Origin of the sequence: Kibdelosporangium aridum, from assembly GCF_900176515.1 — a bacterium.
Classification (GTDB): Bacteria; Actinomycetota; Actinomycetes; order Mycobacteriales; family Pseudonocardiaceae; genus Kibdelosporangium; species Kibdelosporangium aridum.
This window is the reverse complement of sequence record NZ_FWXV01000002.1, coordinates 360,660-386,023: the sequence shown is the minus strand read 5'-3', so window position 1 is coordinate 386,023 and position 25,364 is coordinate 360,660. Positions and strand designations below refer to the sequence as shown.

General features: G+C 66.5%; 23 protein-coding genes. 10 read left to right on the top strand and 13 right to left on the bottom strand.

Annotation, left to right across the window (positions count from 1 at the left end; genetic code table 11):
- Positions 1-24: 24 nt before the first annotated feature.
- Positions 25-1,509 (bottom strand): LCP family protein, encoded by a 1,485-nt coding sequence (locus B9C43_RS11185; protein ID WP_235038561.1) that lies wholly within the window; start codon positions 1,507-1,509, stop codon positions 25-27.
- A gap of 215 nt (positions 1,510-1,724) precedes the next feature.
- Here B9C43_RS11185 and rfbB point away from each other — a divergent pair, with 215 nt between their 5' ends.
- Positions 1,725-2,720, top strand: a complete 996-nt coding sequence (gene rfbB, locus B9C43_RS11180) for a dTDP-glucose 4,6-dehydratase (RefSeq protein ID WP_084425966.1) — start codon at positions 1,725-1,727, stop codon at positions 2,718-2,720.
- Positions 2,717-3,616 carry a dTDP-4-dehydrorhamnose reductase gene (rfbD, locus tag B9C43_RS11175; protein ID WP_084425964.1) on the top strand — a complete coding sequence of 300 codons (900 nt, stop codon included), beginning with the start codon at positions 2,717-2,719 and terminating at the stop codon, positions 3,614-3,616. Before rfbB ends, rfbD begins: the two co-directional genes overlap by 4 nt.
- Here rfbD and B9C43_RS11170 read toward each other — a convergent pair.
- From B9C43_RS11170 to B9C43_RS11155, 4 genes are read right to left on the bottom strand one after another with little or no spacing between them, the layout of a single operon-like run.
- A complete protein-coding gene (locus tag B9C43_RS11170; RefSeq protein ID WP_084425962.1) occupies positions 3,548-7,450 on the bottom strand; it encodes a phosphorylase family protein in 3,903 nt (1,300 codons plus the stop codon). The genes rfbD and B9C43_RS11170 overlap by 69 nt on opposite strands.
- Complete coding sequence (locus B9C43_RS11165) at positions 7,447-7,914, bottom strand: SLATT domain-containing protein (RefSeq protein WP_084425960.1); 468 nt, start codon at positions 7,912-7,914, stop codon at positions 7,447-7,449. Before B9C43_RS11165 ends, B9C43_RS11170 begins: the two co-directional genes overlap by 4 nt.
- A gap of 20 nt (positions 7,915-7,934) precedes the next feature.
- The gene (locus B9C43_RS11160; RefSeq protein ID WP_084425958.1) at positions 7,935-9,017 is read right to left on the bottom strand and encodes a glycosyltransferase family 4 protein; all 1,083 of its coding nucleotides are present in this window, start codon (positions 9,015-9,017) and stop codon (positions 7,935-7,937) included.
- Between the two features lie 6 nt (positions 9,018-9,023).
- The gene (locus tag B9C43_RS11155) at positions 9,024-11,543 is read right to left on the bottom strand and encodes a glycosyltransferase (RefSeq protein WP_200825530.1); all 2,520 of its coding nucleotides are present in this window, start codon (positions 11,541-11,543) and stop codon (positions 9,024-9,026) included.
- Positions 11,544-11,592: 49 nt separating this feature from the next.
- On the opposite strand from B9C43_RS11155, the gene B9C43_RS11150 reads away from it, so the two are divergent.
- The gene (locus tag B9C43_RS11150; protein WP_084425955.1) at positions 11,593-12,183 is read left to right on the top strand and encodes a DUF7850 domain-containing protein; all 591 of its coding nucleotides are present in this window, start codon (positions 11,593-11,595) and stop codon (positions 12,181-12,183) included.
- Between the two features lie 18 nt (positions 12,184-12,201).
- Here B9C43_RS11150 and B9C43_RS11145 read toward each other — a convergent pair whose 3' ends face one another.
- Positions 12,202-13,116: a glycosyltransferase family 2 protein gene (locus B9C43_RS11145; protein ID WP_235038560.1), complete on the bottom strand. Its 915-nt coding sequence runs from the start codon at positions 13,114-13,116 to the stop codon at positions 12,202-12,204.
- A gap of 38 nt (positions 13,117-13,154) precedes the next feature.
- Between B9C43_RS11145 and B9C43_RS11140 the strand changes: the two genes are divergently transcribed.
- The 3 genes from B9C43_RS11140 (at position 13,155) to B9C43_RS11130 (ending at position 16,377) form a co-directional block, all read left to right on the top strand.
- On the top strand, positions 13,155-14,291 hold the full coding sequence (locus B9C43_RS11140) for a glycosyltransferase family 4 protein (RefSeq protein ID WP_084425951.1): 1,137 nt from the start codon (positions 13,155-13,157) through the stop codon (positions 14,289-14,291).
- A 71-nt stretch (positions 14,292-14,362) separates the two neighbouring features.
- Positions 14,363-15,493 carry a glycosyltransferase family 4 protein gene (locus tag B9C43_RS11135; RefSeq protein ID WP_033389679.1) on the top strand — a complete coding sequence of 377 codons (1,131 nt, stop codon included), beginning with the start codon at positions 14,363-14,365 and terminating at the stop codon, positions 15,491-15,493.
- 14 nt (positions 15,494-15,507) lie between these two features.
- Positions 15,508-16,377, top strand: coding sequence for a glycosyltransferase family 2 protein (locus B9C43_RS11130; protein WP_033389691.1), 870 nt, complete (start codon positions 15,508-15,510; stop codon positions 16,375-16,377).
- Between the two features lie 132 nt (positions 16,378-16,509).
- Here B9C43_RS11130 and B9C43_RS11125 read toward each other — a convergent pair whose 3' ends face one another.
- On the bottom strand, positions 16,510-16,908 hold the full coding sequence (locus tag B9C43_RS11125; protein ID WP_033389680.1) for a hypothetical protein: 399 nt from the start codon (positions 16,906-16,908) through the stop codon (positions 16,510-16,512).
- A 116-nt stretch (positions 16,909-17,024) separates the two neighbouring features.
- The gene (locus B9C43_RS11120) at positions 17,025-18,119 is read right to left on the bottom strand and encodes a mannose-1-phosphate guanylyltransferase (RefSeq protein ID WP_033389681.1); all 1,095 of its coding nucleotides are present in this window, start codon (positions 18,117-18,119) and stop codon (positions 17,025-17,027) included.
- A gap of 56 nt (positions 18,120-18,175) precedes the next feature.
- On the opposite strand from B9C43_RS11120, the gene B9C43_RS11115 reads away from it, so the two are divergent.
- Positions 18,176-19,072, top strand: a complete 897-nt coding sequence (locus B9C43_RS11115) for a DNA-3-methyladenine glycosylase family protein (RefSeq protein WP_084425949.1) — start codon at positions 18,176-18,178, stop codon at positions 19,070-19,072.
- On the opposite strand, the gene B9C43_RS11110 is transcribed toward B9C43_RS11115, so the two are convergent.
- Positions 19,017-19,580 carry an NUDIX hydrolase gene (locus tag B9C43_RS11110; protein ID WP_051896998.1) on the bottom strand — a complete coding sequence of 188 codons (564 nt, stop codon included), beginning with the start codon at positions 19,578-19,580 and terminating at the stop codon, positions 19,017-19,019. The genes B9C43_RS11115 and B9C43_RS11110 overlap by 56 nt on opposite strands.
- A 46-nt stretch (positions 19,581-19,626) precedes the next feature.
- On the opposite strand from B9C43_RS11110, the gene B9C43_RS11105 reads away from it, so the two are divergent.
- Positions 19,627-19,953 carry a hypothetical protein gene (locus tag B9C43_RS11105; protein ID WP_033389693.1) on the top strand — a complete coding sequence of 109 codons (327 nt, stop codon included), beginning with the start codon at positions 19,627-19,629 and terminating at the stop codon, positions 19,951-19,953.
- On the opposite strand, the gene B9C43_RS11100 is transcribed toward B9C43_RS11105, so the two are convergent.
- From B9C43_RS11100 to B9C43_RS11090, 3 genes are all read right to left on the bottom strand, one after another.
- On the bottom strand, positions 19,940-21,277 hold the full coding sequence (locus B9C43_RS11100) for a coenzyme F420-0:L-glutamate ligase (protein WP_084425947.1): 1,338 nt from the start codon (positions 21,275-21,277) through the stop codon (positions 19,940-19,942). The genes B9C43_RS11105 and B9C43_RS11100 overlap by 14 nt on opposite strands.
- On the bottom strand, positions 21,274-22,260 hold the full coding sequence (gene cofD / locus B9C43_RS11095) for a 2-phospho-L-lactate transferase (RefSeq protein ID WP_084425945.1): 987 nt from the start codon (positions 22,258-22,260) through the stop codon (positions 21,274-21,276). The genes B9C43_RS11100 and cofD overlap by 4 nt, the downstream gene beginning before the upstream one ends.
- Positions 22,261-22,359: 99 nt before the next feature.
- Positions 22,360-23,106 carry an SDR family oxidoreductase gene (locus B9C43_RS11090; RefSeq protein ID WP_084425943.1) on the bottom strand — a complete coding sequence of 249 codons (747 nt, stop codon included), beginning with the start codon at positions 23,104-23,106 and terminating at the stop codon, positions 22,360-22,362.
- Between the two features lie 102 nt (positions 23,107-23,208).
- Between B9C43_RS11090 and B9C43_RS11085 the strand changes: the two genes are divergently transcribed.
- Complete coding sequence (locus tag B9C43_RS11085; RefSeq protein WP_143446279.1) at positions 23,209-24,099, top strand: helix-turn-helix transcriptional regulator; 891 nt, start codon at positions 23,209-23,211, stop codon at positions 24,097-24,099.
- Here B9C43_RS11085 and B9C43_RS11080 read toward each other — a convergent pair.
- Positions 24,025-24,780, bottom strand: a complete 756-nt coding sequence (locus B9C43_RS11080; RefSeq protein WP_084425941.1) for a site-2 protease family protein — start codon at positions 24,778-24,780, stop codon at positions 24,025-24,027. The genes B9C43_RS11085 and B9C43_RS11080 overlap by 75 nt on opposite strands.
- Positions 24,781-25,010: 230 nt before the next feature.
- Here B9C43_RS11080 and B9C43_RS11075 point away from each other — a divergent pair, with 230 nt between their 5' ends.
- Positions 25,011-25,325 carry a WhiB family transcriptional regulator gene (locus B9C43_RS11075; RefSeq protein WP_033389696.1) on the top strand — a complete coding sequence of 105 codons (315 nt, stop codon included), beginning with the start codon at positions 25,011-25,013 and terminating at the stop codon, positions 25,323-25,325.
- The last annotated feature ends 39 nt before the right edge of the window (positions 25,326-25,364 follow it).

The following is a 25,364-nucleotide window of genomic DNA, read 5'->3' as shown; positions in this document are numbered from 1 at the left end:
CTACGAGGGTAACCTTCGCGCCGCCTAATTGACGCAGGTCACCCCATCGGCGTTGATAGGTGGCGCCGAAGGAGGGAGCGAAGCGGAACTCGACGGCTGCGACGGAGTGGTCGGACTTCCTTGTGCCACAGGGCCTGTCTGGCCGGACAGCGCCCGGCCCATCGCGGTCGGGAAATCGTCACCGAGAACCGCGCGCACCTGGCCGGTCTTCAACGAGGAGTCCGCGGTCAGCTTGAACTGGCCACCCAGTTCGACGTTGACACGTTCCGCGTTCGCTTGCTCACCCGGCCGGTGGAACAGGGTCGACGTGCGTTGCCTGGCCGGCGCGTCACCGACCGCACCGCGCAGGAAACCCTTGCCAGCGAGGATGTTCTGCACGGCCGTGGCGAGACCCGTCTCACTCGATGCGTTGCGTACATCGACCGTGACCTTTGTGTCCGAATTGGGCGGAACGGTCGTCGATGAGGGCGGGGGCTTGGGCTGGGTCGAGGAAGACGGCGGAGCGGTCCGCTCATCTCTGGTCAGGCTCGTGACGAATTCGTTGACCTGCTTGGGGTCGACCCGGATCACGTCGGCGCCGCCGATCTTGGCGCCGCCGAGCGTCGGGATCGTGTGGAAGTCGATCGCCCCGCTGGACAGGCCCTGCATCTGCTGGGCGAACGTGGTGACGTCCCAGCCGGTGCTGAGCACGACGGACTTCTTGATCGCCTCGACCAAGGCGTTCAGCTTGGTCAGGTCGGTCAGCACACCGGTGGACAACACCTTGTGCGCCAGCGCGCCGATGAAGACCTGCTGGCGCACGATCCGGTCCAGATCCCCGTTGGGCAGTTCGTAACGCTGCCGAACAAATGACAGCGCGGCCGCGCCCTCGATGGTCTGCTTGCCCGCGGGCAACCGGGCGCCCGAGCGCCATTCGTCCACCGGGTTGTTCAGGCAGACCTCGACACCGCCGATCGCCTTGGTGATCTCGTAGAAACTGCCCAGGTTGACCTCGGCGTACCGGTCGATGGTGACCGCTTTGCCGATCAGTCCCTCGATCGTGGCGATGAGGTTCTTGCGGCCTTCCTGCTTGGCCTTCTCCTGCGCCTGCTTGCCGGTCAGGGACTTCTCGTTCTTCATCACGTCGTTGTACTTGTAGACGAAGGCCGAGTTGAGCTTGTGCTTGCCGAACCCGCCCGCCACTTCCACCCACGTGTCACGGGGGAACGAGATGGCCACCGCGCGGCGGCCGTCGACCGGGATGTGCACGAGGATCATCGTGTCGGTGTTCTTCTCACCGTCGTTGACGCCGGCGTGCAGCAGGTCCCTGACCTCTTTCGGCAGCGGGTTGCCGTGGGCGTCCTCCCGGCTGTCCAAGCCGACCAGCAGGATGTCCACCGCGCCGTCGAGCGGCTTCACGCCTGCCTGCTTGACCTCGGGCGCGATCACGTCGGTGGTGACGACACCCTCGTTCACGTCGTTGAACTTCGCGTACACGATCCCGGACGCGCTGAGCACAGCGACAGACACCAGTGCCACTGTGCACCGGGACAGATACAGCGCAAGACGCGCGCCGCTCCCCAAGCGTCCCTCCCGTGTTCGAATCCCCGTCTGACCTACATTACTGGTATACGACTCAGTTTGTTGCCGGCTCTGGTCCTACGGGTAATACGCTCAGGGGTGCCCGACGGTTGAGCCGGCGTGACAAACTTGCCGCCGACATCAAGCTCACTGGAGGGCGACGAATGCGGGTTCTGGTCACCGGTGGTGCGGGTTTCATCGGCTCGCACTACGTCCGGCAAGTGCTCACCGGCGCATATGCCGAGCTCGCCGACGCCGAAGTAGTGGTGCTGGACAAGCTGACGTACGCCGGTAACGAGGCCAATCTCGCACCGGTCGCCGATTCACCGCGGCTGCGTTTCGTGCGCGGGGACATCTGTGACGCCGGTCTGGTGAGCGAGCTCATGCAGGGCACGGATTTGGTGGTGCACTTCGCCGCCGAATCACATGTGGACCGGTCCATCGCCGCGGGCGCCGACTTCGTGCTGACCAACGTCCTTGGCACGCAATACGTGCTGCAGGCCGCCCTGGACGCGTCTGTGAGCAAGGTCGTACACGTCTCGACCGACGAGGTGTATGGCTCGATCGATGATGGTTCGTGGCCGGAGGATCACCCTCTGTTGCCGAATTCTCCTTACTCCGCGTCAAAAGCGTCCTCCGACCTGATCGCGCGGTCGTTCCATCGGACGTACGGCTTGCCGGTGTGCATCACGCGGTGTTCGAACAATTACGGGCCGTACCAGTTCCCTGAGAAAGTCATCCCGTTGTTCGTCACCAATCTGCTCGACGGCCAGAAGGTGCCGCTTTACGGCGATGGGATGAATGTCCGTGACTGGCTGCACGTGGACGATCACTGCCATGGCATTCAGCTCGTGGCATCCAAGGGCAGGCCGGGCGAGATCTACAACATCGGCGGCGGCACCGAGTTGACGAACCTCAGGCTGACCGAGTTGCTGCTGGACGCGGTCGGCGCGGACTTCTCGATGGTGCGCCCGGTCGAGGACCGCAAGGGCCACGACCGCCGCTACTCGGTGGACATCACCAAGATCAGCACGGAACTGGGCTACCAACCCCGGGTGTCCTTCGAACAGGGCCTGCGTAGCACGGTCGAGTGGTACCGCGACAACCGTTCGTGGTGGGAACCCCTGAAGAAGCGCGTCGCACTGGCCACGACCCGATGACAGCGATCGCGCTGCTGGTCCCCGGCGGGAACGGGCAGCTGGGGCAAGAGCTCGCGGCCAAGGCGCCGGCTGGCTCGGTGGTGCACAACCCGGGATCGAAAGAACTCGACGTCACCCAAGCGGGTTCGGTGGTGCAGGCGGTCGACGCCCTGCTCGCCGAAGCGGGCGACCGTCCCCCGATCGTGATCAACGCGGCGGCGTACACGGCGGTCGACGCGGCGGAAACCGACCGGAACACAGCGTTTTCGGTCAACGCGGACGGACCCCGGCTGCTGGCGGCGGTCTGCGCGTCCCGTCAGGTCCCGATGATCCAGGTGTCGACGGACTACGTGTTCTCCGGCGACAAGACCGAACCGTACGAAGTGGACGACGAGGTCGGCCCGAAATCCGTCTACGGCCTGACAAAGCTGGCCGGGGAATCCTCAGTACTGCGTTCGGGCGCGGACGCATGGGTGGTCCGCACGGCGTGGGTCTACGGTGCGTTCGGCAGCTCGAACTTCGTGAAGTCGATTGTCCGCCTGGAAGGCGAGCGGGACAACTTGTCCGTTGTGGACGATCAGTACGGCTCGCCGACGTGGGCGTCAGACCTGGCGGAGGGTTTGCTGGAACTCGCCTCGAAGGTGGTTACAGGCAACGGCCCGGCACAGCGCGTCCTGCACTGCGCGGGCGGTGGGAAGACGACGTGGTGCGGTTTCGCCCGCGCGATCTTCGAGGAGCTTGGCGCCGACCCGGATCGCGTGAAACCGTGCACGAGCGAGGAATACCCGCGACCGGCCAAGCGTCCGGCGAATTCGGTGCTGTCGCAGGCATCGTGGGTGAACGCGGGTCTAACGCCCCTCAGGTCCTGGCGGGAAGCCCTCACCGAAGCCTTCCAGACCAACCTCGTCAGCCGGTAGCCCTTCTTCGGAGGACGGGAGCTCGATCTCGTCGAGAGTGCCGACGATCCAGCCACCGACAAGCTCATCGGCGGCGTCCGTGCCGACCACTGCGCGGACCAAATGATCGTCGGTTTGCTCCTCCTCGAGGTCGGACCCGTCGCGAGTGTTGTTCGAGTCTGGCCCAGAATCGAGCGGCGACTCGTCTAGCAGGACATCGACACGGCTCGGCAGGCTGTCGATGATGTCTTGAGCATTCTCGTCCAGCGCAACGCAACCTCTGAGGTCGACATACTCAAGGTGCGGCAAATCGGTGAGCACGCTTATGTCTACTAAGGACACACAGTCCTTGAGGATGATCTTGCGCAGGTCAGTCAGCCCTTGCAGGTCATGAAGAGTGACAACCACAGAGCCGGTGACATCGACGACTTGCAGTGCATTGCATCCGACGATGGGGCTGAAGTCGTCTGCAGGCCAGTCTCGTATCCACAATGTGCGCAAAGCTGGCAGGCTCAGCTGCGAGAGTTGACCCGCTATTGAGCTAATTTGGAGCTGGTCCAAGTGCGGCAGATTGTTCAGAGCTTGCAAGTTGGACAGCTTGCATTCGGACTCCAATCGCAGGACCACCAAGTTTGGGAAGGCGACGAGAGCCTGACAGTCAAACGGGTCCTGCCATGCGTCGGTCAGCAGAATGAGATCGAGTGAAGTCAGCGTGGGGCAGTCAGGAAACTGAACGAACTCTTCAGTGAGCTGGAGCGTGGTACTGATATCAGTGATCCCCTCAACGGACACCATCGAGATGAAACCGGCCACATCGGTCTCGCCGACTTCGATGCTGTGCAGGCGCGCATTGGACAGCTGAGGGATTTGCCCCTCGAACTCGTCGGTGGGCAGATGCAGCGCAAACCGATAGTCGCTCGGCACCTGTCCGGTGAACTGGATCCGGGTGCGATCGGTCAAGTCGACGCTCATCGGTTCGTTCAGCGGGGTCAGCACTCGGCTGGCGTATTCGATGGGCGGGAAGTTGGACCATGTGTCCACCAGGACTTCCGCCATTTCCGTGCGGAGATCGATGCGAAGGTCGGCGAGTACACGCAGGGCTTCGGGGGTGCGGATATGACCGAGAGCGACAATGCACCACTCCAGCTCAGCGAAGTCGTCGACGAGAGAAACATTCGGGTCGTTCAGGTATTGCGCAAGCAGGGCCGTCGATGTGTCGCCGCCCGTGGCGAGCGCCAACGCATCGTTGAAGCTCCTCGGTGGGATCAGCTGGATGTAGTACTGGCTCAGCCGGTCCACAAACTCTGGCTCGACTCGCAAGCAGGCGTCCACGCACCTGGTCACCAGCTCGTACAACTCGGGGTCGGTGCTTTCGGCCCTGTCGAGGAGTTCACCGATCAAGGCGTCCGCGTCCCTCTGCCGAGACAGGCCTGCGACAAGGGTGATCACTTCGCTGAACGCCGGATCGCCTGCTTTCTCAAGCAGTGCACCGACATCACCTTGGTCGTTCATCCAGCGGGCGGCCAGGTACTCCTCGAATGTCCGGTGGACGAAGTCGATCAGATCCACCGCTGGTTCCCGCAGGATGGAACGCTCGACAAGGTCTTGCAACGCTTCTTCCGCGGTGAGGGTGACGTTTCGCAGGGACCGCAGGGCGCGTTCGACGTGCCGGAGCGCCTTGTCCCGGGAGATCTCCGACTGCCCGTTCCGGATCAGCCACTGCGCCAGATCCTCAAGCAAGGCAATGCGTTCGGTCGAACCGAGCGGAGATGTGGCTATGTGGCGCTCGGAATCACGCCGCCCGGTGAGCATCTCCAAAGCCGCCTGATACAGCTCAACCCTGCGGCGAGGCAGGCTGCTGACACCCTTGCGCGCGTAGGCAAGCGCGCACAACACGGCACACAGCAACGGTGTCCGTGCGAGGTCACGCAGTGCCGGGGTGGCGAGGATGTGCTCGGCCAGCAGCTCACCCTTGATCTGGTGGTCGGCTCGATCCGTGTCCGTCGGCAGGTTGCGTCCGGTTGACGCGTGCCAGTGCTTGATGAACGCCGTGATCTGCGCCGGGCCCATCGGGATCAACTCGGCGAGTTCGACGTCTGACAGCCTGAAGCTGTTGTCCCGCAAGGCAGCCGGGCGTCCGCTGAGGATGAAGATGTTGTCGGGGTAGGCCGAGAACAGGTCGTCCAGCCATTCCTGGACGATCCGGCGCCGTCCCGCGGGTAGCTCGTCGAGGCCGTCGATCAGCACGATCCCGTGGCCGTCACGCAGTACGTTCGAGCACCAGTTCGGTGGCTTACGGCTGGCCAGCGTCGCGGCGACCTCGGTGGGGAAGTCCTCGACGTCCGGCATCGGGCCGTTGATGTAGCGGCGGAGCCTGATCAGGAACGGAACGGCTTCCTGGCCCCAGTGCTCCAGTTGCGACGGCAGTTGGCCCCTGGCCGTCGTGACGGCCACCCATTGCAACAGTGTTGTCTTTCCAGAACCTGCTTCACCGATCAGCAGCAGGCGCTTCGAGCTGGCCAGTACATCCGCCACATCGGTGTGGTGCCCGGCCGACAGCGAGACATAGGCCGTGGTCAGCGAGTAGCGCTCGATCGTCCTGGCCAGGTCGATTCCCAGGATCTGCAACGTGTCCAGCCGATGACCGATCGCGCGCAGGTAGTCCGTCCGGTAGGTCGCGTCGGAGATCTGCTCACCAGCGTGGACCTGCCGCTGCGGCATGGTGCTCAGTCCGCGTTCGAGCCGCTCGCGCAGTTCCGTCGCCCGGTCGGTCAACCCAGCCAACGCATCAGGACGCAGCTCGGGAAGTGCCAAATAGGCCTCGACCAGGAAGCCCGCCACATCAGAGGCGAAGTCGTCTCGCTGGGACAGCACGGCTTTGATCGTCCCGATGTCCACAATGGCTGGTGGGGTACGGGTCAACCGCGCCAGCCCTCGCACGGTGGCTGTCGACGGCTGGACGTTCGGCCAGCGCTGCTCCAGGCGATCCACCAGGATGTCCTGGAGGTCGTCCAGCAGGCGTTGCGCCCGTCGGCGGGCGAGCCGATCTGTGATGCCGCTGGTGAAGTCGTCGGTGGGCCAGCCACGCAGGCGTAGCCACGCCGCCATCATGTGCTCGGCGACCATCTCGATCGTCACCGGCTCGGTCGGGGCGACGACATCCAGCAGCCGCAGCGTGAACTGGGCGGCGTTGTGTGCCGCCTTCTCTTGCCAACCGGCGGCGTCCGATGCTGACTTGCCGGACAACAGGTCGCTGATTCCGCGGACGACGCCGACTGCCACGTTCTGCCGGGCGGCGGCTGCCTTGAGAAACCCGAGTCCTTCCTGTTCCGTGGCCACGACTTGGCTGTAGTGCTGCTGGATCAGCTGCGCGCTGGGTGCGGACGCGTCCGCCACCACCTTGCCACCAGCGGCGATCGGCTCGACGACGACCGCGAACTCGACTTCCGGCCGCAGTTCGTGCCGGAGCTGCCTGGCCGCCTGAATGAGTTCGTGTGACGACGAACCGACCTGGCCACGCGGCAGGAACGCGTCCGAAGTCTCTTTGCCGTACTCATATCCGACCACTTCGGTGGCGAAAACGACGTCACCGAGACCGACATCCTTGATCCCGCCCGCGACACCGACGAACAGCGCGACCGACGGTTTGAAGAACTCGAGTGCGCGCTCGGTCGAATGCCCGGCTTCCTCGTTGCCCCGGCCGATTTCGACGAGTGCGACGGTCCAATCATCGTATTCGCCGACGAGATAACGGGTTCCCTGCGGGTGGGCTTGCCAGCCCGTGTTGGCCAGCCGGGCGGCGACCGCGGTGAATTCGACTTCCAGTGCGGTGATGATCACCGCGCGGCGGTTCATTGGTTCGGGACGGTCGGCGTGCGCAGCCGCCCCCAGTCCTCGCTGTCCTTCTTGACTATCTCGCCGAGTCGCTCGAAGAACGTGTCCACCTCCGCTCGTTCCGGCTGGCCGGTACCGAGGCTGCTTTGGTAGTACGCCATGTCACGGGAGAGTTCTTCCAGGTCACGGACGGTTCGTGTGCGCAGGATCCACAACTCGCGGTGCCCGAAGAACGCGTCGGCCGCAGCGAGAACCGTGATCAACGAACCGAGCGCGAGCGCGATGTTGGCCAGCAACGACTCCGCGCCGGCGAAATTGCGCAGGCCAAGCAGGACACTGATCGTCGCCGACAACGTCACGGTGGACATCTGCAGCGCGAAAGCCTTGCGTTTGTCGCGCTTACGGCGTTTCCTGAACCGCCGCAACAGACTGTCTACTTCGGACTTGATGAAGTCGAACCTGCCCGAGTCCCCGCCGGAGTCCATCCGGCGAATTTAGCACCGGCCTACGAGGTCGCGCGGCGATACGCGGCAACCGTTGTCTCCGCGCAACGTCGCCACGTGAACTCGGCGGCGTGGGTGCGGCGGGCGGTCAAGGTGGCGGGAGTCGGCGGTTCCTGCAATGCCGCGCTCAACGCGACCCGCATGGCCTCCAAGTCGCCAAAGGGAACCAGGGTGGCGTGCCCGCCCGCGACCTCACGCAGCGCGGGCACGTCCGAGCAGATCACCGGGACGTCACAGGCCATCGCTTCCAGCACCGGCAACCCGAAGCCCTCGTCACGGGACGGCAAGACCAGGGCTGACGCCCCGGCGACCACGTTGCGGAGATCCACATCGGACAGATAGCCGACCGGGCGTACCCGGTCGGATACCGCTGTGTGCCCGGGACCGGCGAGGACCAGGGGCGGCAGGTCGGGCGCCGACTCGTGCGCCTTCAACAGCCAGTCGAGGCGCTTGCGGGGCCCGGCCGCGCCCACGAAAAGCAGGTACTCCTCCGGCAGCCCAAGGCGTTTGCGGACGTGCTCGCCCGGCGGACGTGCGGCGAACCAGGCTGGGTCCACGCCAAGCGGCGTGACCGCGATCCGCTCGACCGGGAGTCCAAGGCGTTCCGCGACAACGTCGGCAACGGCCTGGCTTGGCGTGCAGACCATCGCCGCGCGTTGGGCCGAACGCCGTACGAGCTCAGGCAATTCACGGTCGCTCGGCGGCAGTTCGTCGGGCGCGTCAAGGAATGCGAGATCATGGATGGTGAGAACGCCCGCGGCCCGCAACGAGGGCGGCAAGACGAAGTTGGTGCCGTGCACGACGTCCGTGAAACCGGCGAAAACCTCGATCGGCGGCAACGGTGCACGCAGCCAGCACTTCCGCAACAGCCGCGCTGACACGGGCATTCCACGTGCGCGGGAACCGTGTGGCAGGACCCGGCGGAGCCGTCGCCAGCCACGCAGTGTGAAGGCGACGGCGCGCATATCGACTTCGGGCATGGACGCGAGTTCTTCCGCCAGGGCAGAGGTGTACCTGCCCACTCCGGTCCGGGTCCCCAGCAGCGGGGTCCCGTCCAACAGCACTCGCAACCTGCCCTTTGCCAACGCGCGCTACCTCCCTTGTCCCAACACGCGGCGCAGCCGGCCCCCGGCTCGCCTGGCGAGCTCACGCGGCCCGCCCGCGTTGAGATACTCCTTCATCAGCGCCACGTCGCGGCGCACTGCGGCGACCGCCCCGAGTGGCTTGGTGCCGACCATCGGTCCCGCACCAGGTAGACGGTCCGCGGCCGGTCGTGGGTTCCGGCAGAATTCCACCAACGGCGCCAACGCAGTCTCCCACGTGAACCGCTCGCGGACGAGTTCGATGCGTTCGCGGCAAGCCTGCGCGAATTCCTTGTCGTACAACACCTTTTCCAACGCCGCGGCCAGCGCGTCCGGATCCTCGGCCGGGACGACCACGCCGAGCCGCTCACGTTCCACCAGGTCCGCGAAGGAGTCGCCCGCGCTGGTCACGATCGGCAGGCCGGACCACAGGTAGTCCAACACCCTGGTGCGGAACGCGAACGTCGTTTCGACGTGCTCGTAGTGCGTCGTCACACCGCAGTCGGCGTCCAGCAGCCAGTTCTGCCGCTCGTCGAACGGCACCCAGGTCTCGTTGAAGACGACGTTGCCGCCCAGGTTCAGCCGCCTGGCCAGTGCACGGGCCCGGTTGGCCATGTCCATCTCGCCGACGTCCGGGTTCGGGTGCTTCATGCCGAGGAACAACAACTTCACGTCCGGGTGCGTGCCCCGCATGCGGTCGATCGCGTGCAGCAGCGTCAGCGGGTCGAACCAGTTGTAGATCCCACCCGCCCAGATGATCACCTTGTCGTCCTGGCCGATCGAGTCGACCAGATCGCGCGGTCCCGGACCGGTGCGCTGCGGCGGCTTCGCCGACAGGCCGAACGGTGCGATCGCGAGCAGCGAGCGCACCGAAGGATCGCTGTCGTACAGCGTCGGCGACAGACGGCCGATCGCACCGAGATGACCGAGCCAGAAGTGCCGCTGGCGTTCCGAGGCGCAGAGGAAGAAGTCCCCCCGCAGCAACTGGTTGCTCAGCACCTCGGTGACCACCTCGACCACGTGCGCGCGGCGCGCGTCGGTCAGGTCCTTGCCTTGCTCGAGCTGTTCCAGGTGCATCGGATCGTAGATATCACACACGACGATCTTGGGGCTGGTCTTCAGCTGAGGAACCTGCTCGAGCACATGTCCTTGCAGGATCACGATGTGTGCCCAGTCGACCTCCGGCCCCATGTCCGCAGGCCGCACGTACCGCACGTCGAACGGCGCCTGCGGCGGGTTCGAGTGCTCGTTCATCGTGATCAGCCGCACGTCGTGCTCCCCGGCAAGCACGTCGGCCATGTTCCACGCACGGATCGCGGGCCCGGCCATCCGCTCGGTGATCGAGTCGGACGTGACCACGAGGATGTTGCGCCGCAGGGCATACAGGTCTTCCAGATCGAGAGTCGCGACCAGTTTCTGGTGCGCCTCCAGGTATGACACCTCCGGACAGGCGGGCTCAAGGGCGTTGCGCATCAGCGGCAACAAATCGCCGTCGGAGCGCACCCGGGCGGCCTGCTCGATCGCGCGGGATTCCTTGAGGGACGGCAACATCTCCACGAACCGGTCGATCGCGAGCATCGCCGCGACCGAGACGCGCGGGATCTCGATCGGGTCGGTCAGATCGGGGCCGGTCGCCGGCCTGTTGGTGATCTCCAGCTGAGTCGGGTCGATCCCGCCGCGTGCGGTCGCCCGCCGGATCGACAGCGCGAGCGCGGCCGGGAGGACCCTGCCGAGCGCCTTGTCCGACACGTTCTTGTACAGCGACGCGAGCGCGTTGCGCTCCAGCAGGTACATCTCCCGCGAGTTGTCCAAAGTGGTCATCGACCGGTGGTGCTTGTGGTACGCGATCGACGTGGGTTCGTAGCGCACGCGCCAGCCGCGCAGGTTCAGCCGCCAGCCGAGGTCGACGTCCTCGTAGAACATGAAGAACCGCTCGTCGAACCCGCCGAGCTGCTTGAACGTCGCCGCGCGCACGAAAAGTGCTGACCCTGTGCCGAACAGGACGTCACGCGCTGTGTCGAACTGGCCTTCGTCAGATTCACCCTGATGGGTTTTGTAGCCCATGCCGAACCAGGTCAGGCCGCCGTCGACGAAGTCGATCCGCTTGCCTTCCCAGTCGAGCACCTTGCTGGCCACGGCGGCGATCGTCGGCTCGGCGAGCAGCACTTTCACCGCGGCGCTGACCCAGTCGCGGTGCGGCCGGGCGTCGTTGTTGAGGAACGCCACAACGCTGCCCTTGGCGTGCTGAACCCCCAGGTTGCAGCCGCCCGCGAAGCCGAGGTTGGTCTTCGACTCGATCACCTCGGCGTCCGGCGCGTGCGTCTTGATGCGCTCGGCGCTGCCGTCACCCGAGGCGTTGTCCACGCAGATGACCTGCAGCCGGTCCGCCGGATACGCCAGGTCATCGCGCAGCGAACGCAGGCACGTGATCGTGTCCTCCGCGCCGCGGTAGTTGACCACGACCACCGACACGACCGGTAGCAGCGAGTCGTCGGGCACGACACCTCCTGGAGATCTGACGTACCCCATAAGACTGCCTCATCGAGCGAAGCGGCCGTTCAGTGGTTAGCCTGCGGCGGTGTTGGCCCGTGTGATCACCGCTGTACTGCTGGTAATCCCGCCCGGTCCGGCCGCTGCCGTGCAGCCGCCGACCTGCGCGGGCGGGTTCGCGCCGAACCCGAGCGTCGAAGAGGTCGCGGCCAATGGCCAGCCGGCCGGCTATACGTTCGAACCGACCTGGTCGGTCCCGCCGGGCACGCCGGCCCCGGAGCAACCGAAGCTCTTCGTGGAGAAAAGTGTCCCTGCGTTCGACCAGTTGAACGCCGCGATCTCGACACCACCCGGTCGAGTGAGCACCGCCTATGAAACGATCCCGACGGTCATCCCGAACGGCAAATATCACCTGGTTGTCCGGGCCGGAACGCACGACATCTCGCAGAACCAGCCGATCGGGCTGCGGTTCTACGACAAGGACGGCAGGCAGGTCGCCGAGCGGTCGGTCCAGGCGGATCACGACATTGACACGGACAACAAGCTCGGCCGGTTCGACCTCGGGCCGACTGCCGCGCCCGCGGACACCGCGATGATCAGGTTCTTCGCCGCCACGAACGCGAACTGGATCAAGTGGGACTGCGTCTACCTGACGGTGGCTCCGCCGGACTCGCGCTGAGGGCGAATGCTGCCGCGTCTACCCGACCGTCGCTCCGCCGGACTCGCGCTGATGCCACATGTCACTGCGCCTGCCCGCCCCTCGCACAGCCAGACTCGCGCTGAGCCCTCTCATCACCTCACCAAGAACTCTCAGCCTCAGCCCCACCTGGAAATTCGCAGCCTCCGGCACGTCACGCTTGACCGGGATCAGCGCCGTGATCACGGCGAACCTGGCCAGCTCACGGGCAGCGATCCACAGCGGCGCGTTTCGTAGCAGCGTCAGCAGCCGGTTGCGTTCGTTCCACCGGTGGAAATCGACAGATCCCGGCTTGGCGGTGGCGCCGTGCAGGTGGACGACCTCAGCCTCGGGTACGGCCACGATCTTCCAACCGTGCCTGCGTAGACGCCAAGAGGTGTCGGTGTCCTCGTAGTAGCAGAAGAACTCGCTTGGCACGCCGCCGACTTGCCTGAGTGCTTCGACGCGGGTCAGAGCGGCGCCGCCGCAGAAGCCGAAGATCGGACCTTCGGTCACGTCGATGCCGTGGCCGTCACGGGTCAGCCCGACTCCGATGGACTGTGTTTCTCCTTTGCCCGTGAGCAGCTTCGCGCTGGCCGCACCGACACGGGGATCTTCGAGGGCGTCTTCCAAAGCGCCGAGCCAGCCGGGTTTGGGCATCGCGTCGTCGTTCAGCCATGCCATGTACGGCGTTTCGCACACATCGAGCGCGGCCTGGATACCGCCCGCATAGCCTGTGTTGACCGGCAGTCTGAGCACTTCCGGGGTGCTGTGGTGGGACCGGGCCAGCTCGCCGGAGCCGTCGTCGGACGCGTTGTCGACCACGAGGATCCGATGTGGACGCTCCTGCTTGGCCACTGCGTCCAAGCAGGACTCGAGGTGTGCGCGCCCCCGCCACGTCACCACGACCACCGTCGTCCGCACAGTTGTCCGCACGGGCTGCAACAGTACCCGCGAGGAAATACCCTGGACCGGTGCCCGAACTGGTAGTGCTCACCGAGCAGTTGTTGGCCCCGGTACCGGGCGGAACCGGGCGGTACACCCGGGAACTGCTGCCCGCCATGGTGAAGCACGCACCTGCGGGCTGGACGGTCGTTGGCGTCACCGCCAAACACCGCAACCCTGCCGCTGCCATGGTTTCCGGCGTCGACGGCCCACGGATGATGCCCCTCCCACGTCGTGCTTTGACGCTCGCGTGGGAGCACGGCGTGAGGTTATGGCCCGGTGGCGACGCCGTGCACGCGCCAACCCCGTTGGCGCCGCCCGTTGCACGCCGTGGCTGCAGTCTCGTTGTGACCGTGCACGACACGGTTCCGTTCACGCATCCCGAGACCTTGACGCGCCGAGGCGCTGCCTGGCATCAGGCGATGATCCGGCGTGCGACGCAACAGGCAACCGCGATCGTCGTGCCAACCGCGGCCGTAGCCGCAGAACTCAGCCAGTACGCGCCCGGGCCCGCTCGGGTGCACGTCATCGGGCACGGCGTGCCGGACGTGATCGCGAACCTGCCCGCACCGGACGAGGTCGAGCGCATTGTGGAACGCCTGCGGCTGCCGGAGGAATACGTCCTCGCGGTCGGCACGATCGAGCCACGCAAAGGCCTGGACGTCCTGGTCGAGGCCATGGCACGGCCGTCGGCACCGGACTTGCCGCTGGTGATCGCCGGTCCGCAGGGCTGGGGCGATGTCGACCTGGCCGTGGTCGCCGCCGACTGTGGACTCCCCCCAGGGCGTTTGCACTTGCTCGGCAAGCTGTCCGACAGCCAGCTCGCGGTCGTCCTGCATCGGGCGACAGTGCTGGCGGCGCCCAGCATGGCCGAAGGGTTCGGGCTTCCGGTGCTTGAGGCGATGGCCGTCGGCGTGCCCGTGGTCCACTCGGACGCTCCGGCGCTGGTCGAAGTGGCTGGCGGCACGGGTGTCCTGGCCAGGCGCAACGACCCGGCGGCACTGGCCAACGCACTGCACAGCGTGGTCGCGTTCCCTGACCACACGGCGACGTTGGTACAGGCAGCGAAGGCCCGAGCAGCCAAGTTCACCTGGGACCGAGCCGCGGAATCCCTGTGGAAACTGCACGTCGAGCTGTCGCACGCAACACATGCGGGGCTCAGGTGAGTTGGTGGGTTTGGGCTATGCGACCTGGCGCGTGGTCGTACTCTGCATGAGTGGCCCGCCCTGAACCCAGCGTGTTGATCGACGCCACCGCCGTCCCCGCGGACCGCGGTGGCGTCGGTCGCTACGTCGACTCGTTGGTGTCCGCTTTGGACGCCGACGGAGCCCGGATCTCGGTGGTCTGCCAGCAGCGGGACGTGGAGCTCTACGCGAAGCTGGCGCCGAACTCGCGGATCGTGCCGACCGGGGAGACGATCGAGACCCGCACAGCGCGCCTGGCATGGGAACAGACAACGTTGCCAGGCTTAGTCCGGCGGTTGCGCGTGGACGTGCTGCACTCGCCGCACTACACGACACCGCTCGCGAACCCTGCGGCCTCCGTGGTCACCCTGCACGACGCGACGTTCTTCACCGACGCGATGCTGCACTCGTCGGTCAAGGCGCGGTTCTTCCGCGGCTGGACGCGCGTGGCCCTCAATCGTGCGTCGTTGTGCGTGGTGCCCAGCGACGCGACCGCGGCCGAGTTGGTCCGTGTCGCCCGGGCGAACCCGCGCTCGCTGGAAGTCGTGCGGCACGGCGTGGACGTGGACCGGTTCCACCAGCCCACACCCGAGGAGATCGAAACCGCACGGGCCACCATCGGCTTGTCGAAAATGCCTTATGTCGCGTTCCTGGGGGCATTGGAGCCGCGTAAGAACGTCCCGGCGCTGATCCGGGGCTTCGCCAAGGCCTGCGAAGGACGCGCTGACCCGCCCGCGCTGGTCCTGGCCGGTCAGCCGGGCTGGGACGGCCAGGTCGAGCGGGCGTTGGACGCCCTGCCGCACCGGCTGCGCGTGATCAGGGCGGGCTACCTGCCGTTCTCCCAGCTCGCCGGGTTCCTCGGCGGCGCTGAGCTGGTCGCGTATCCGAGCCTGGGCGAAGGCTTCGGCCTGCCGGTGCTGGAGGCGATGGCCTGCGGAGCCTGCGTGCTGACGACAAGTCGACTTTCCCTGCCCGAGGTAGGCGGAGACGCGGTGGCGTACTGCGGCGTAGGAGCGGGCGACATAGGTGCCGCGTTGGCCGAGCTACTGGACGACCCAGCACGCCGAGCCATGCTGGCCTCAGCGGCGCAAAGACGCTCGAAGGAATTCTCGTGGTCCCTGTGCGCCGCGCAGCACAGAGCGGTCTACAGCAGGGCGATGGCCATCCACCGCCGAGGTCTGTGACAGAATCCACGGCCGTGACCGAACCGAGACGTTATGGCGACGAGCTGGCTGTGGTCACCGTCACCTACTCACCAGGCGAGACGCTCACGCGGTTCCTCGACACGTTGGCCACCGCCACCGAGCGACCGATCCAGGTCGTCATGGCGGACAACGGATCGACCGACGGTGCCCCGGAGAAAGCGGCTTCGCGCGAAGGCGTACGCCTGCTGTCGACCGGTGAGAACCTCGGTTATGGCGCCGCGGCGAACCGAGGCGTGGCCGAGTTCGGCGACGAATACGGCTGGGTCATCGTGGCCAACCCGGACATCGAGTGGGGCCCGGGCTCCATCGACGAGCTGCTGAAGGCCACGTCACGCTGGCCACGCGGTGGTGCATTCGGACCGTTGATCCGCGAACCCAACGGCGAGGTCTACCCGTCCGCGCGGCTGCTGCCTTCGCTGGGCAAGGGCGTCGGACACGCGGTCGTCGGCCGCGTGTGGAAGGACAACCCGTGGACGAAGGCCTACCGCCAGTCCGACACGTCAGTGCGTGAGCGCACGGCCGGGTGGCTCTCCGGCTCGTGCCTGCTGTTGCGCCGCGAGGCCTTCGACTCGGTGGACGGCTTCGACCCCAGGTATTTCATGTACTTCGAGGACGTCGACCTGGGCGACCGGATCGGCAAGGCCGGATGGCAGAACGTCTACGTGCCCTCGGCCGAAGTCACCCACATCGGCGGCCACGCGACGTCCAAGGCGTCGGCGAAAATGCTTGCCGTGCATCACCAGAGCGCCTACCGGTATTTGGCCGACCGGCACCAGGGCCCCGAGTGGAAGCCGGTGCTCGCCGCGATCAAGGCAGGCCTGAACATCCGCCTGAAGCTGGAAACCCGCGGCACCTCAACCTGACACGCGTGTCCACCGTTCCGGCACAGCGTATCCACCACTCCGGCACCATGAAATTCCCCTAGCAGTGCGGGAAACGTGCAACTCACGGTGCCGGAAAGGGCATTTCACCGTGCTGGAAAGGTGGACACGGCGTTAGAGGGTGCCGTCCAACCTCTGTGACAGTGAAGGCCGCGGGCTCGGCTTCTTCTGCACCGTCGGCACGATGCCCTCGGGCTGGGGATCTTGCTCCTGCTCGGGCGGCGCGGCCTGGCGCGGTGGCGCCGGAGGCTGCTGCTGACCCGACGGGTATGGCTGAGGTTTGCGGGGCGACGGCTGGCTTTGCGTTGGCTGCGGGTCAGACAACGGGTGCCCGACCACCATCGTCGTCTCGCTGTCTGGTCGCTGCTCGTCCAGCGACGACACGACAACCCGAGGGATCTGCAGCGTGTTCGCCGCGTCCATCGGGGAGATCGCGTCTTCCGGTGTCACTACGAAGGCACCGCGCGCGCGGGCGCGGGCCAGAGCGGCATCGGCTCGCTCCCGGGGATCCATGCTCCGGCCTCTCCCGCGTCGCCTCGAGCCGGCACTCCCACCGGCTGTCCCGTCGCCACCAGAGTATCTCTAGAGAGGGTTGGCGTCAGGGAAGAACTGAAATCCGTATGTTGATCTTAGACGTAAGCCGTCCGTCCGGTGTCACGCAGGATCTCGGTGAGCCGTTTGATGTCCTGTGCCCGATCCCGGTGACAAACGAGGACCGCGTCGGGCGTGTCGACCACGATCAAGTCCCGTACGCCGAGCGTCGCGACCAGCCGTCCGCCTGCCGGGACCGCGACGACGTCCGAGCTGTCCACAGCCACGACATCGCCTGCTCCTGGCGTGGTCACGACGCGTGCGCCGTCCTGGTCGGCTGCCAGCAGTTCGCCCAGCGTCTCGAAGTCGCCGATGTCACTCCAGCCGAAATCGCCGGGCACGGTCGAGACAAGTCCCTCCGCCGCGGCGGGCTCCATCACCGCGTACTCCACCGCGACCTTGGGGATCGTGGCCCACAACTCGTCGACCACGACCGCGCGCTCATCGGTGTCCCACGCCTTCGCGATCTTGCTGACCGGCTCGAACACGTCCGGCCTGCGCCGCTCCAGCTCGCCGAGGAACACGTCGGTCCGCCAGACGAACATGCTGGCGTTCCACAAGTACCGGCCGGAGTTCACGTACTCGGTCGCGGTCGCCAGGTCCGGCTTCTCCTTGAACTCCAGCACCTGCTGCTGCACGCCGAGCTCAGCGGTCGCGCTGCACTGCAGGTAGCCGTAGCCGGTCTCCGGGCGGGTCGGGGCGATGCCGATGGTCATCAGCTTGCCCTCGGCGGCACCCCGCGCGGCTTCACGCACGGTCGCGGCGAAGGCTGCCGGTTCCTTGATCAGGTGGTCGGCGGCGAACGACGCCATCACCGCACCGGGGCTGCGCTGCTGGATCACGGCGGCGGCCAGCGCGATCGCCGCACATGAGTCCCGCGCCAGCGGCTCGACCAGGATGTTGCGCTCCGGCAGTTCCGGGAGCTGCCTGGCCACCGCCGCGGCGTGCGCGACGCCGGTCACGACGTGCACGTGATCAGCGGACGACAGCGGCACAAGCCGGTCGTACGTCGCCTGCAGCAATGAACGCTCAGTACCGGTCAACGGGTGCAGGAACTTGGGGTTGGTGGCCCTGGAGAGCGGCCACAACCTGGTCCCACTGCCGCCCGCGGGCACAACCACATGGAGGTCCACGCGGCCACCCTAACGGGGCGCCGATACTCCAAAAGAACCACCGTACGCTCTAGCCCATGTCCGTCCGCGTCTGGCGGCCCGGGTACGCGCTTGACCTGGGTTCCGTCCTTGCTCCGTTGCGTCGGGGCAGCGGTGACCCCACGTACGGGCAGACGTCAGGTGGTGCGGTGTTCCGCGCGTCCAGCACGCCTGACGGACCGGGCACATTGGCCATAAGGCGCGTAGGTGACGAGGTGCATGCGGAAGCCTGGGGAGAGGGTGCCGAGTGGCTTCTGGACGGTCTTCCCGCGCTGTTAGGCGACTTGGACGACGACACGGACTTCCAAGCGCACCATGACCTCGTCGCTGAAGCGCGCCGACGAATGCCTGGTCTACGGCTCGGGAGTACGCGACGCGTATGGGACGTCCTGTTCGCCGCGATCCTGGAGCAGAAGGTCACCGGCAAGGAGGCGTGGCGCACTTGGCGTGAACTATGCCGTCGGTACGGCAGCGTCGCGCCCGGGCCGATGCAGTTGCGCGTGCCGCCGACGCCGCAGGCGCTGATGGCGATCACCGACTGGGAGTGGCACAAGGCCGGTTTGGACGGTGCCCGGCGCCGCACGTTGATCGCGGCCGCGCAAGTCGCTGGGCGCCTTGAGAAAGCGGCCGAGTTGAAGGGTGCCGAAGGACGCGCGCTGCTCAGGAAAGTGCCCGGGATCGGCGTGTGGACCGCCGCCGAGGTCGCCCAACGGGCGTGGGGCGACCCGGACGCGGTGAGTTTCGGCGACTACCACATTGCCGGCAACGTCGGATATGCCTTGACAGGCAAGCCTTTGGACGACGCCGGCATGTACGAGATCCTCGCACCCTATGCGCCGCAACGACAACGAGCCGTGCGCTACATCGAAACGGCCGGAATCACCAAGCCCCGGCGCGGTCCCCGTTTCTCGCCGCGTGACTACCGCGCGATGTAGCGAGGTTGATCATCGGCAGCAGGTCGGCGTTCGGCACCTCACCGATCGGCCACCAGCGCAGGTCGTCGGACTCGGCACTGCGCACCGGCTGCGCGCCCGCCGGGGCGTGCACCGCGAACCGCACGTCGAAATGCCTTGTCGGAACGCCAAGAGAGCACGTGATCGGGTGCACCTCGAGGTGCACGGGCACCGGATCGATGGTCAGCCCGTCGATCCCGGACTCCTCGGTGGCCTCCCGCAGCGCGGCGCCCGCCAGGGTCTGGTCCGACGGCTCGCAGTGGCCGCCGAGCTGCAACCACTTGCCCACCCGGGGATGCAGGGTGAGCAGGACGTTGTCGCCGTCGAGGACCACGGCTGACGCGGTGATGTGCCCGGCCGCGCACGAGCGATCGCAGGAATCCTCCCGTGCGGCAAGGAAACCCAGGTAAGCCTGGCGCAACGACTCCTGGTCGCGGTCATCCGGCGCCCAGTCGGCGAGCACGGTCAAAGCATCAGCGTGTACACCCACAGCCGAGAACCTTAATTCACGTGACGCCGCCCATATCGTGGACGTCGTGACATTGGTGAAGAAAGGCTCCCGATACCTGGACGTCGACGGGGTGACGTACCGCTGGCGGCTGCGCGGCCGCCCGACCTACAGCCAGGCGAATGCCTGGTGGCCGTTGACGTTCGCGGTCGAACTGGCCGACGACCCCGGCACGACGCTGGTCGTGACGACAAACCAGGCGCACCCGAGCAACTGGATGGGCGTGCCGTCCCGGCCGGTCCTGCCCGGTCACGTCGCCCGCGCGGTCAGGACCGCGCTTGCCGAGGGCTGGCAACCCGCCAACCCCGGCAAACCGTTCATGCTCGACCAGTCCGCGGGCTTCACAGCTCCATGAACGCGTCGGCGGGATCGCGCGGCGGGCGGGGAGCGAGTGGGCCGTCGGTCGGATAGCCGACCGCGACCGCCCCTAGCGGCTCCCATTCTGATGGCAGCCCAAGGACTTCACGGACCACGGGCGCGCAGAAGATCGTCGACGAGACCCAGCACGACCCGATGCCCTCGGCCGCCAACGCGACCAAGAGGCCCTGCACGGCGGCGCCACCGGCGATGGTGAACATCGTCCGCTCCGCCTCGGACCGCTGTGGATCCGGATATGTGTGCGCGCCTTCGCGTACCAGGAAAGGAAGAACGATTTCCTTGGCCCCGTAGAGCAGATCGCCGCGCCGGACGCGGCGGTCGATCCGGTCCTCGGACCACCCGTCATTGGCCAGATCAGCGCGCCACTGCGCCCGCATCGCGTCAAGGAGTTCCTTGCGGCGCTCCTTGACGTGCACGAACCGGACGGGGCGTGTGTGGTGCGGCGCGGGCGCGGTCAGCGCGATGCCCACAGCCTTACGGATCGCGTCCTCAGGAATCGGTTCGTCGGTGTAGAAGCGCACCGACCGGCGCATCAGCACCGCCTCGGACCGACCCTGTGCCAAAGACTCTTCCGTACCAAGGCGGAAAAGGTCCTGATCCGTCGGGCGGATCAGATCGGCGGCAGTCGACCCGTCATCGGTGACGGCCAGACCGCGGACAACGGCGACCGGCAGGCCACCGGTCTTGCCTTTGACCAGATCGGCCGCGGCCGCGATCTCGTCGGCCACCGCGATCTCGGTGACCACGAGTTCGTTGCCCTGCCGGTCGATCTGGCCCGCGTACTTGTGCAGAACAGTCACGCCGGACGACCCGATGGCCGTATCGGTCTGGCCGATACGCCACGCACGCCCCATGGTGTCGGTGATCACGACAGCCACATTGACCCCGAGGCGTTCGCGAATACCGTTGCGCAGAGCCAAAGCCGAGTCATCCGGGTTCTCCGGCAGCAACGCGAGCTCGTCACCGGCCACATTGGACGAATCGATGCCGGACGCGGCCTGCACGATGCCGAGCTTGTTCTCGGTGATGACCGTGCGGTTGATCCGCGCGACAACCCGGACGGCCTCGGCTTCCACCAACCGCCGCCGTTCGGCGTCGCGCGCGTCGGGATCGGCCGGAACGGTGACCAGCCGACCCTCGACTTTGGACACGACCTTGCTCGTCACCACGAGCACATCGCCGTCCTGCAACCAAGGCGCGGCATCAGCGATGGCGCCGGCCAAGTCATCCCCGGGCCGGAACTCCGGCAACCCGGTCACGGCCTTGACGGTGACATCGCCGCCGCTCGCGTGATCACTCATGCGTCCAGCCCTGCCATCTCCAGCGCCGCGCGGACCATTTCCGCAGTCGCGTCCACATCGCTCATCAACAGCGGAACAGCACGAACCGCGACTCCGGGAACATCAGCAGCCTCGCCGGTGTGCACGAGCCACGCGTCGAGCACACCGTTGTCGGAGCACTGCCGGGACCCGTAGTACTGGCCGACGGCCTGCGAGCTGGTTTCCACACCGATGGCGGTCAGGCAGGCGTCGGCCATGCCCCGCAGGGGTTTTCCACCGATGATCGGCGACACCCCGACAACCATCGCGTCGGTCTTGCGAACCGCGTCCCGCAACCCGGGCACAGACAGCACGGTTCCCACGCTGACCACAGGGTTCGACGGCGCGAACAGCACGACGTCCGCCTCGCTGATCGCGTCAAGCACGCCAGGGCCGGGCTCGGCCTCCTCGGCGCCAACCGGAACGATCGACTGAGCGGCCAGTTTGGCCTGGTAGCGCACCCACCACTCCTGGAAGTGGATGGCTTTGCGCTCGCCTTCGGGAGTGTCGACGACCACATGCGTCTCCACCCGGTCGTCGGTCATCGGAAGCAAACGAACGCCTGGCTGCCACCGGTCACACAGCGCCTCAGTCACAGCGGAGAGCGGATATCCCGCGCGCAGCATGCGTGTACGCACCAAGTGCGTCGCGATGTCCTTGTCCCCGAGCCCGAACCAGTCCGGGTCGGCGCCGTAGGCCGCCAACTGCTCCTTGACGACCCACGTCTCGCCCTTCTGGCCCCAGCCGCGGTCGGTGTCGATCCCGCCGCCGAGGGTGTACATGCACGTATCCAGGTCGGGACAGATCCGCAGGCCGTGCATCCACACATCGTCACCGGTGTTCACCACCGCGGTGATCTCATGTTCCGACTCGCCCGGCCCCACGGCGGGCAGCCCGAGCAGCGTCTTGACGCCAAGCAGGAATCGAGCTCCGCCGACCCCGCCAACAACCACGACGACCTTCACGGATTCGATCCTTGCACGGACCGCCGGCCCCGCGCCGAACGCCCTGGTCGACAGCCAAAGCAACGTGGTCGACGAGGCAGAAACCGCGGAGGTGCGGGTTCAGTACTGCGTGGTCGGCAGGGCCACGATCTGCCGGAGGTTCACGTGGGCCGGGCGGCTTGTCGCGTACGCCACCACGTCCGCCAGTTCCTCGGCGGCGAGGATGCCCGCCTGGGCGATCCAGTTGTCCAGGAACTCGCCGGCCTCACCGGTGATGCCGGCTCGCAGCTCACTCTCCACCAGCCCGGGCTCTATGTTCGTGACCCGGACGCCCTTGGGCCCGAGTTCGGCCCGCAAGGACTTCGACAGGTACGTCACAGCGGCCTTGGTGGCCCCGTAGACCGCGTAGTCCTTGAAGTACTCGTGCGCGCCAATGGACGAGATGTTCACCAGGTCGGCATGTCCCTCGGCCGCCAGGTCCGGCGTGAACGCACGCGTCACCCGCAGCAGACCGGTCACGTTGGTGTCGATCATTTTCCGCCAGTCGTCGAAAGATGCCGTGACGATGTCTTCGGGAATCATCACGCCGGCGTTGTTCACCAGGATGTCGACCGGCCCGAAAGCCGAGTGCACCGACGACACAGCCGCCTCGACCGAGGAATCCGACGTGATGTCCGTCGTCACGGCAAGCGCTTGCCCGCCGTTGGCCTCGATCTTCGAAGCGACCTCGCCGATCCGGTCGGCACGACGGGCCAGCAGCGCCACCCGGGCGCCGTTGGCGGCCAACGCATGGGCGATCGCGGCGCCGATCCCGCTCGCCGCACCAGTCACAACGGCGGTCCGTCCCGCCAAGTTCTCGTATGTCATGGCAACGACATTGCCGCCGGGCAACGCCGCGTACGAGGCCCGCGTTTAACTGGTTCTGGCAGGGCCACCCTTAGCCGCCGTGAGCGATGCACACTGGATTACGTGAGCAACGAGCTGGGTGAGTTCCTCCGGACCCGACGCGCACGCATCTCGCCCGAAGAGGTCGGCCTGCCGCGCACCGGTCGCAGGCGTGTGCCCGGGTTGAGACGGGACGAACTCGCGCGGCTCGCCGGTGTCAGCGTCGAGTACTACACCCGGCTTGAACAGGGCCGTAGTCCCAATGTGTCCGAGGCCGTGCTGGGAGCCATCGGCAAGGCCTTGTCCCTGAACGAAACCGAGCGGGAACACTTGCGTATCCTGGTGCGCCCCACGCGGCGCGCGCGCCCGTCGCCGCGCGGGGCCCATCCCAAGCCGCGACTCCGCCCGGCCGTCCAGCTTGTGCTCGACCAGATGGACCGGATGCCCGCGTTCGTGTTCGGGCCGGCGCTCGACGTGCTTGCCTGGAACCGGCTCGGCGACGCGTTGTGCGGGTTCTCCGGCGTCGACCGGCCGAACTTGTGCCGGTCGATCTTCCTTGACCCCAAGGCCAGGGATTTCTATCCACAGTGGTCTTGTGCGGCCGAGGACACCGTGGCCGTGCTGCGCTGGATGGCCGGGCGCAATCCCGATGAGCCCGGTCTCGCGCCGCTGATCGGCGAGTTGTCCATCCACAGCCAGGAATTCCGGGAGTTGTGGGCCAAGCACAACGTCAAGGAGAAGACGTTCGGCAGCAAGCTGATGAACCACTCGCTGGTCGGCGAGCTTGAGCTGGCGTACGAGAGCTTCCCGCTGCCCGGTGAACCCGACATGGTCCTCGTCACGTACGTGGCGCAGCCGGGTTCACCGAGCGCGGAGAAGCTCGGGCTGATAGCCAGTTGGTCACAGCCAGAACATGAACGTGTTGCGACCGACCGCGGCGGCATAACTCGATCCGCCGACAGCGTCGAAGATTGACGACACCAGGTCGTAGAACGCCTGGCCCACGCCAGGCAGGCCGATCAGCGCCGCGAACAGGATCAGCGGCGCCCACTGTGCCGCCTTGTGCCCGAAGACCTGTGTCTTGTACGACAGGTACGGCTGGATCGCGCCCCAGCCGTCCAGTCCGGGGATGGGCAGGATGTTCAGCAGGAACGCGAAGATCTGCAGGAAGGCCAAAAAGGACAGTCCGGCGGACAGTGGCGTCAACTCGCCAGGCATGAACAGGGCCACTGAAAGGGTCAGCAAAATACCAAGGAACAGGTTGGTCAGCGGCCCGGCCAGTGAGACCCATGACTCCACGCGCTTGGTGCGCAACGCGTGGTGGTTGATCCACACCGCGCCGCCGGGCAACGGGATTCCGCCGATCAGCAGGAAGACCAGCGGCAGCACGATGCTCAGCAGCGGATCGGTGTACCTGCGGATGTCCAGCGTCAGGTAGCCCTTCCAGCGCACCTCGCGGTCACCGCCGCGATATGCGACGAACGCGTGCCCGAACTCGTGCAGGCAGAGCGACACTGCCCACCCACCGAGAACGAGCAGCACCACACCGGCGGTGTAGGCGAATTCACTCTCCAGAATGGTCAGCACACCGCCACCGATGGTGGCCGCGAGCAGGGCGAGGAACAGTGGGCTGGGACGAGTGTCTTGTCTCCGCACGACTCCAGTGTGTCACCCGGGGAGATCCACCTGCTGTCCGCTGCCTGTCGATCGACTTCACCCGATCGGGCAAAGAACCGGACTTTCCTCGGCAAATACCGTCACCCACGTGGGTACTTCGCTTGACCGGCCGGGACTACACGGGTGTAATCACAGAGATGTCATTCGCCGAATGGGAGGGCGGGTGGCGTCCGCCAACCGGGGAGTGGAAGGCGGGGAGGTGGACGGACATGATGGCCGACGAAGGGGACCGAGTCGTGGAGTGGGGGGACGCGCCGACTGAGGATCTGGGCGTCCTGGTACATCTCTTCGACGCGGCGGAGGACGAGCAGGAGTGGCAGGAGCGCGCCTTGTGCGCGCAGACCGACCCCGAGGCGTTCTTCCCAGAGAAGGGCGGATCGACCAGGGAAGCCAAGCGGATCTGCCAGGGCTGCGAGGTGCGTTCGGAGTGCCTCGAGTACGCGCTCGGGCACGACGAGCGGTTCGGCATCTGGGGCGGGCTGTCCGAACGGGAGCGCCGCAAGTTGAAGAAACGCGCGATCTAGGTCGGAGCACGGCCTGCGGCGAATTCGCGCCAGGCTGGC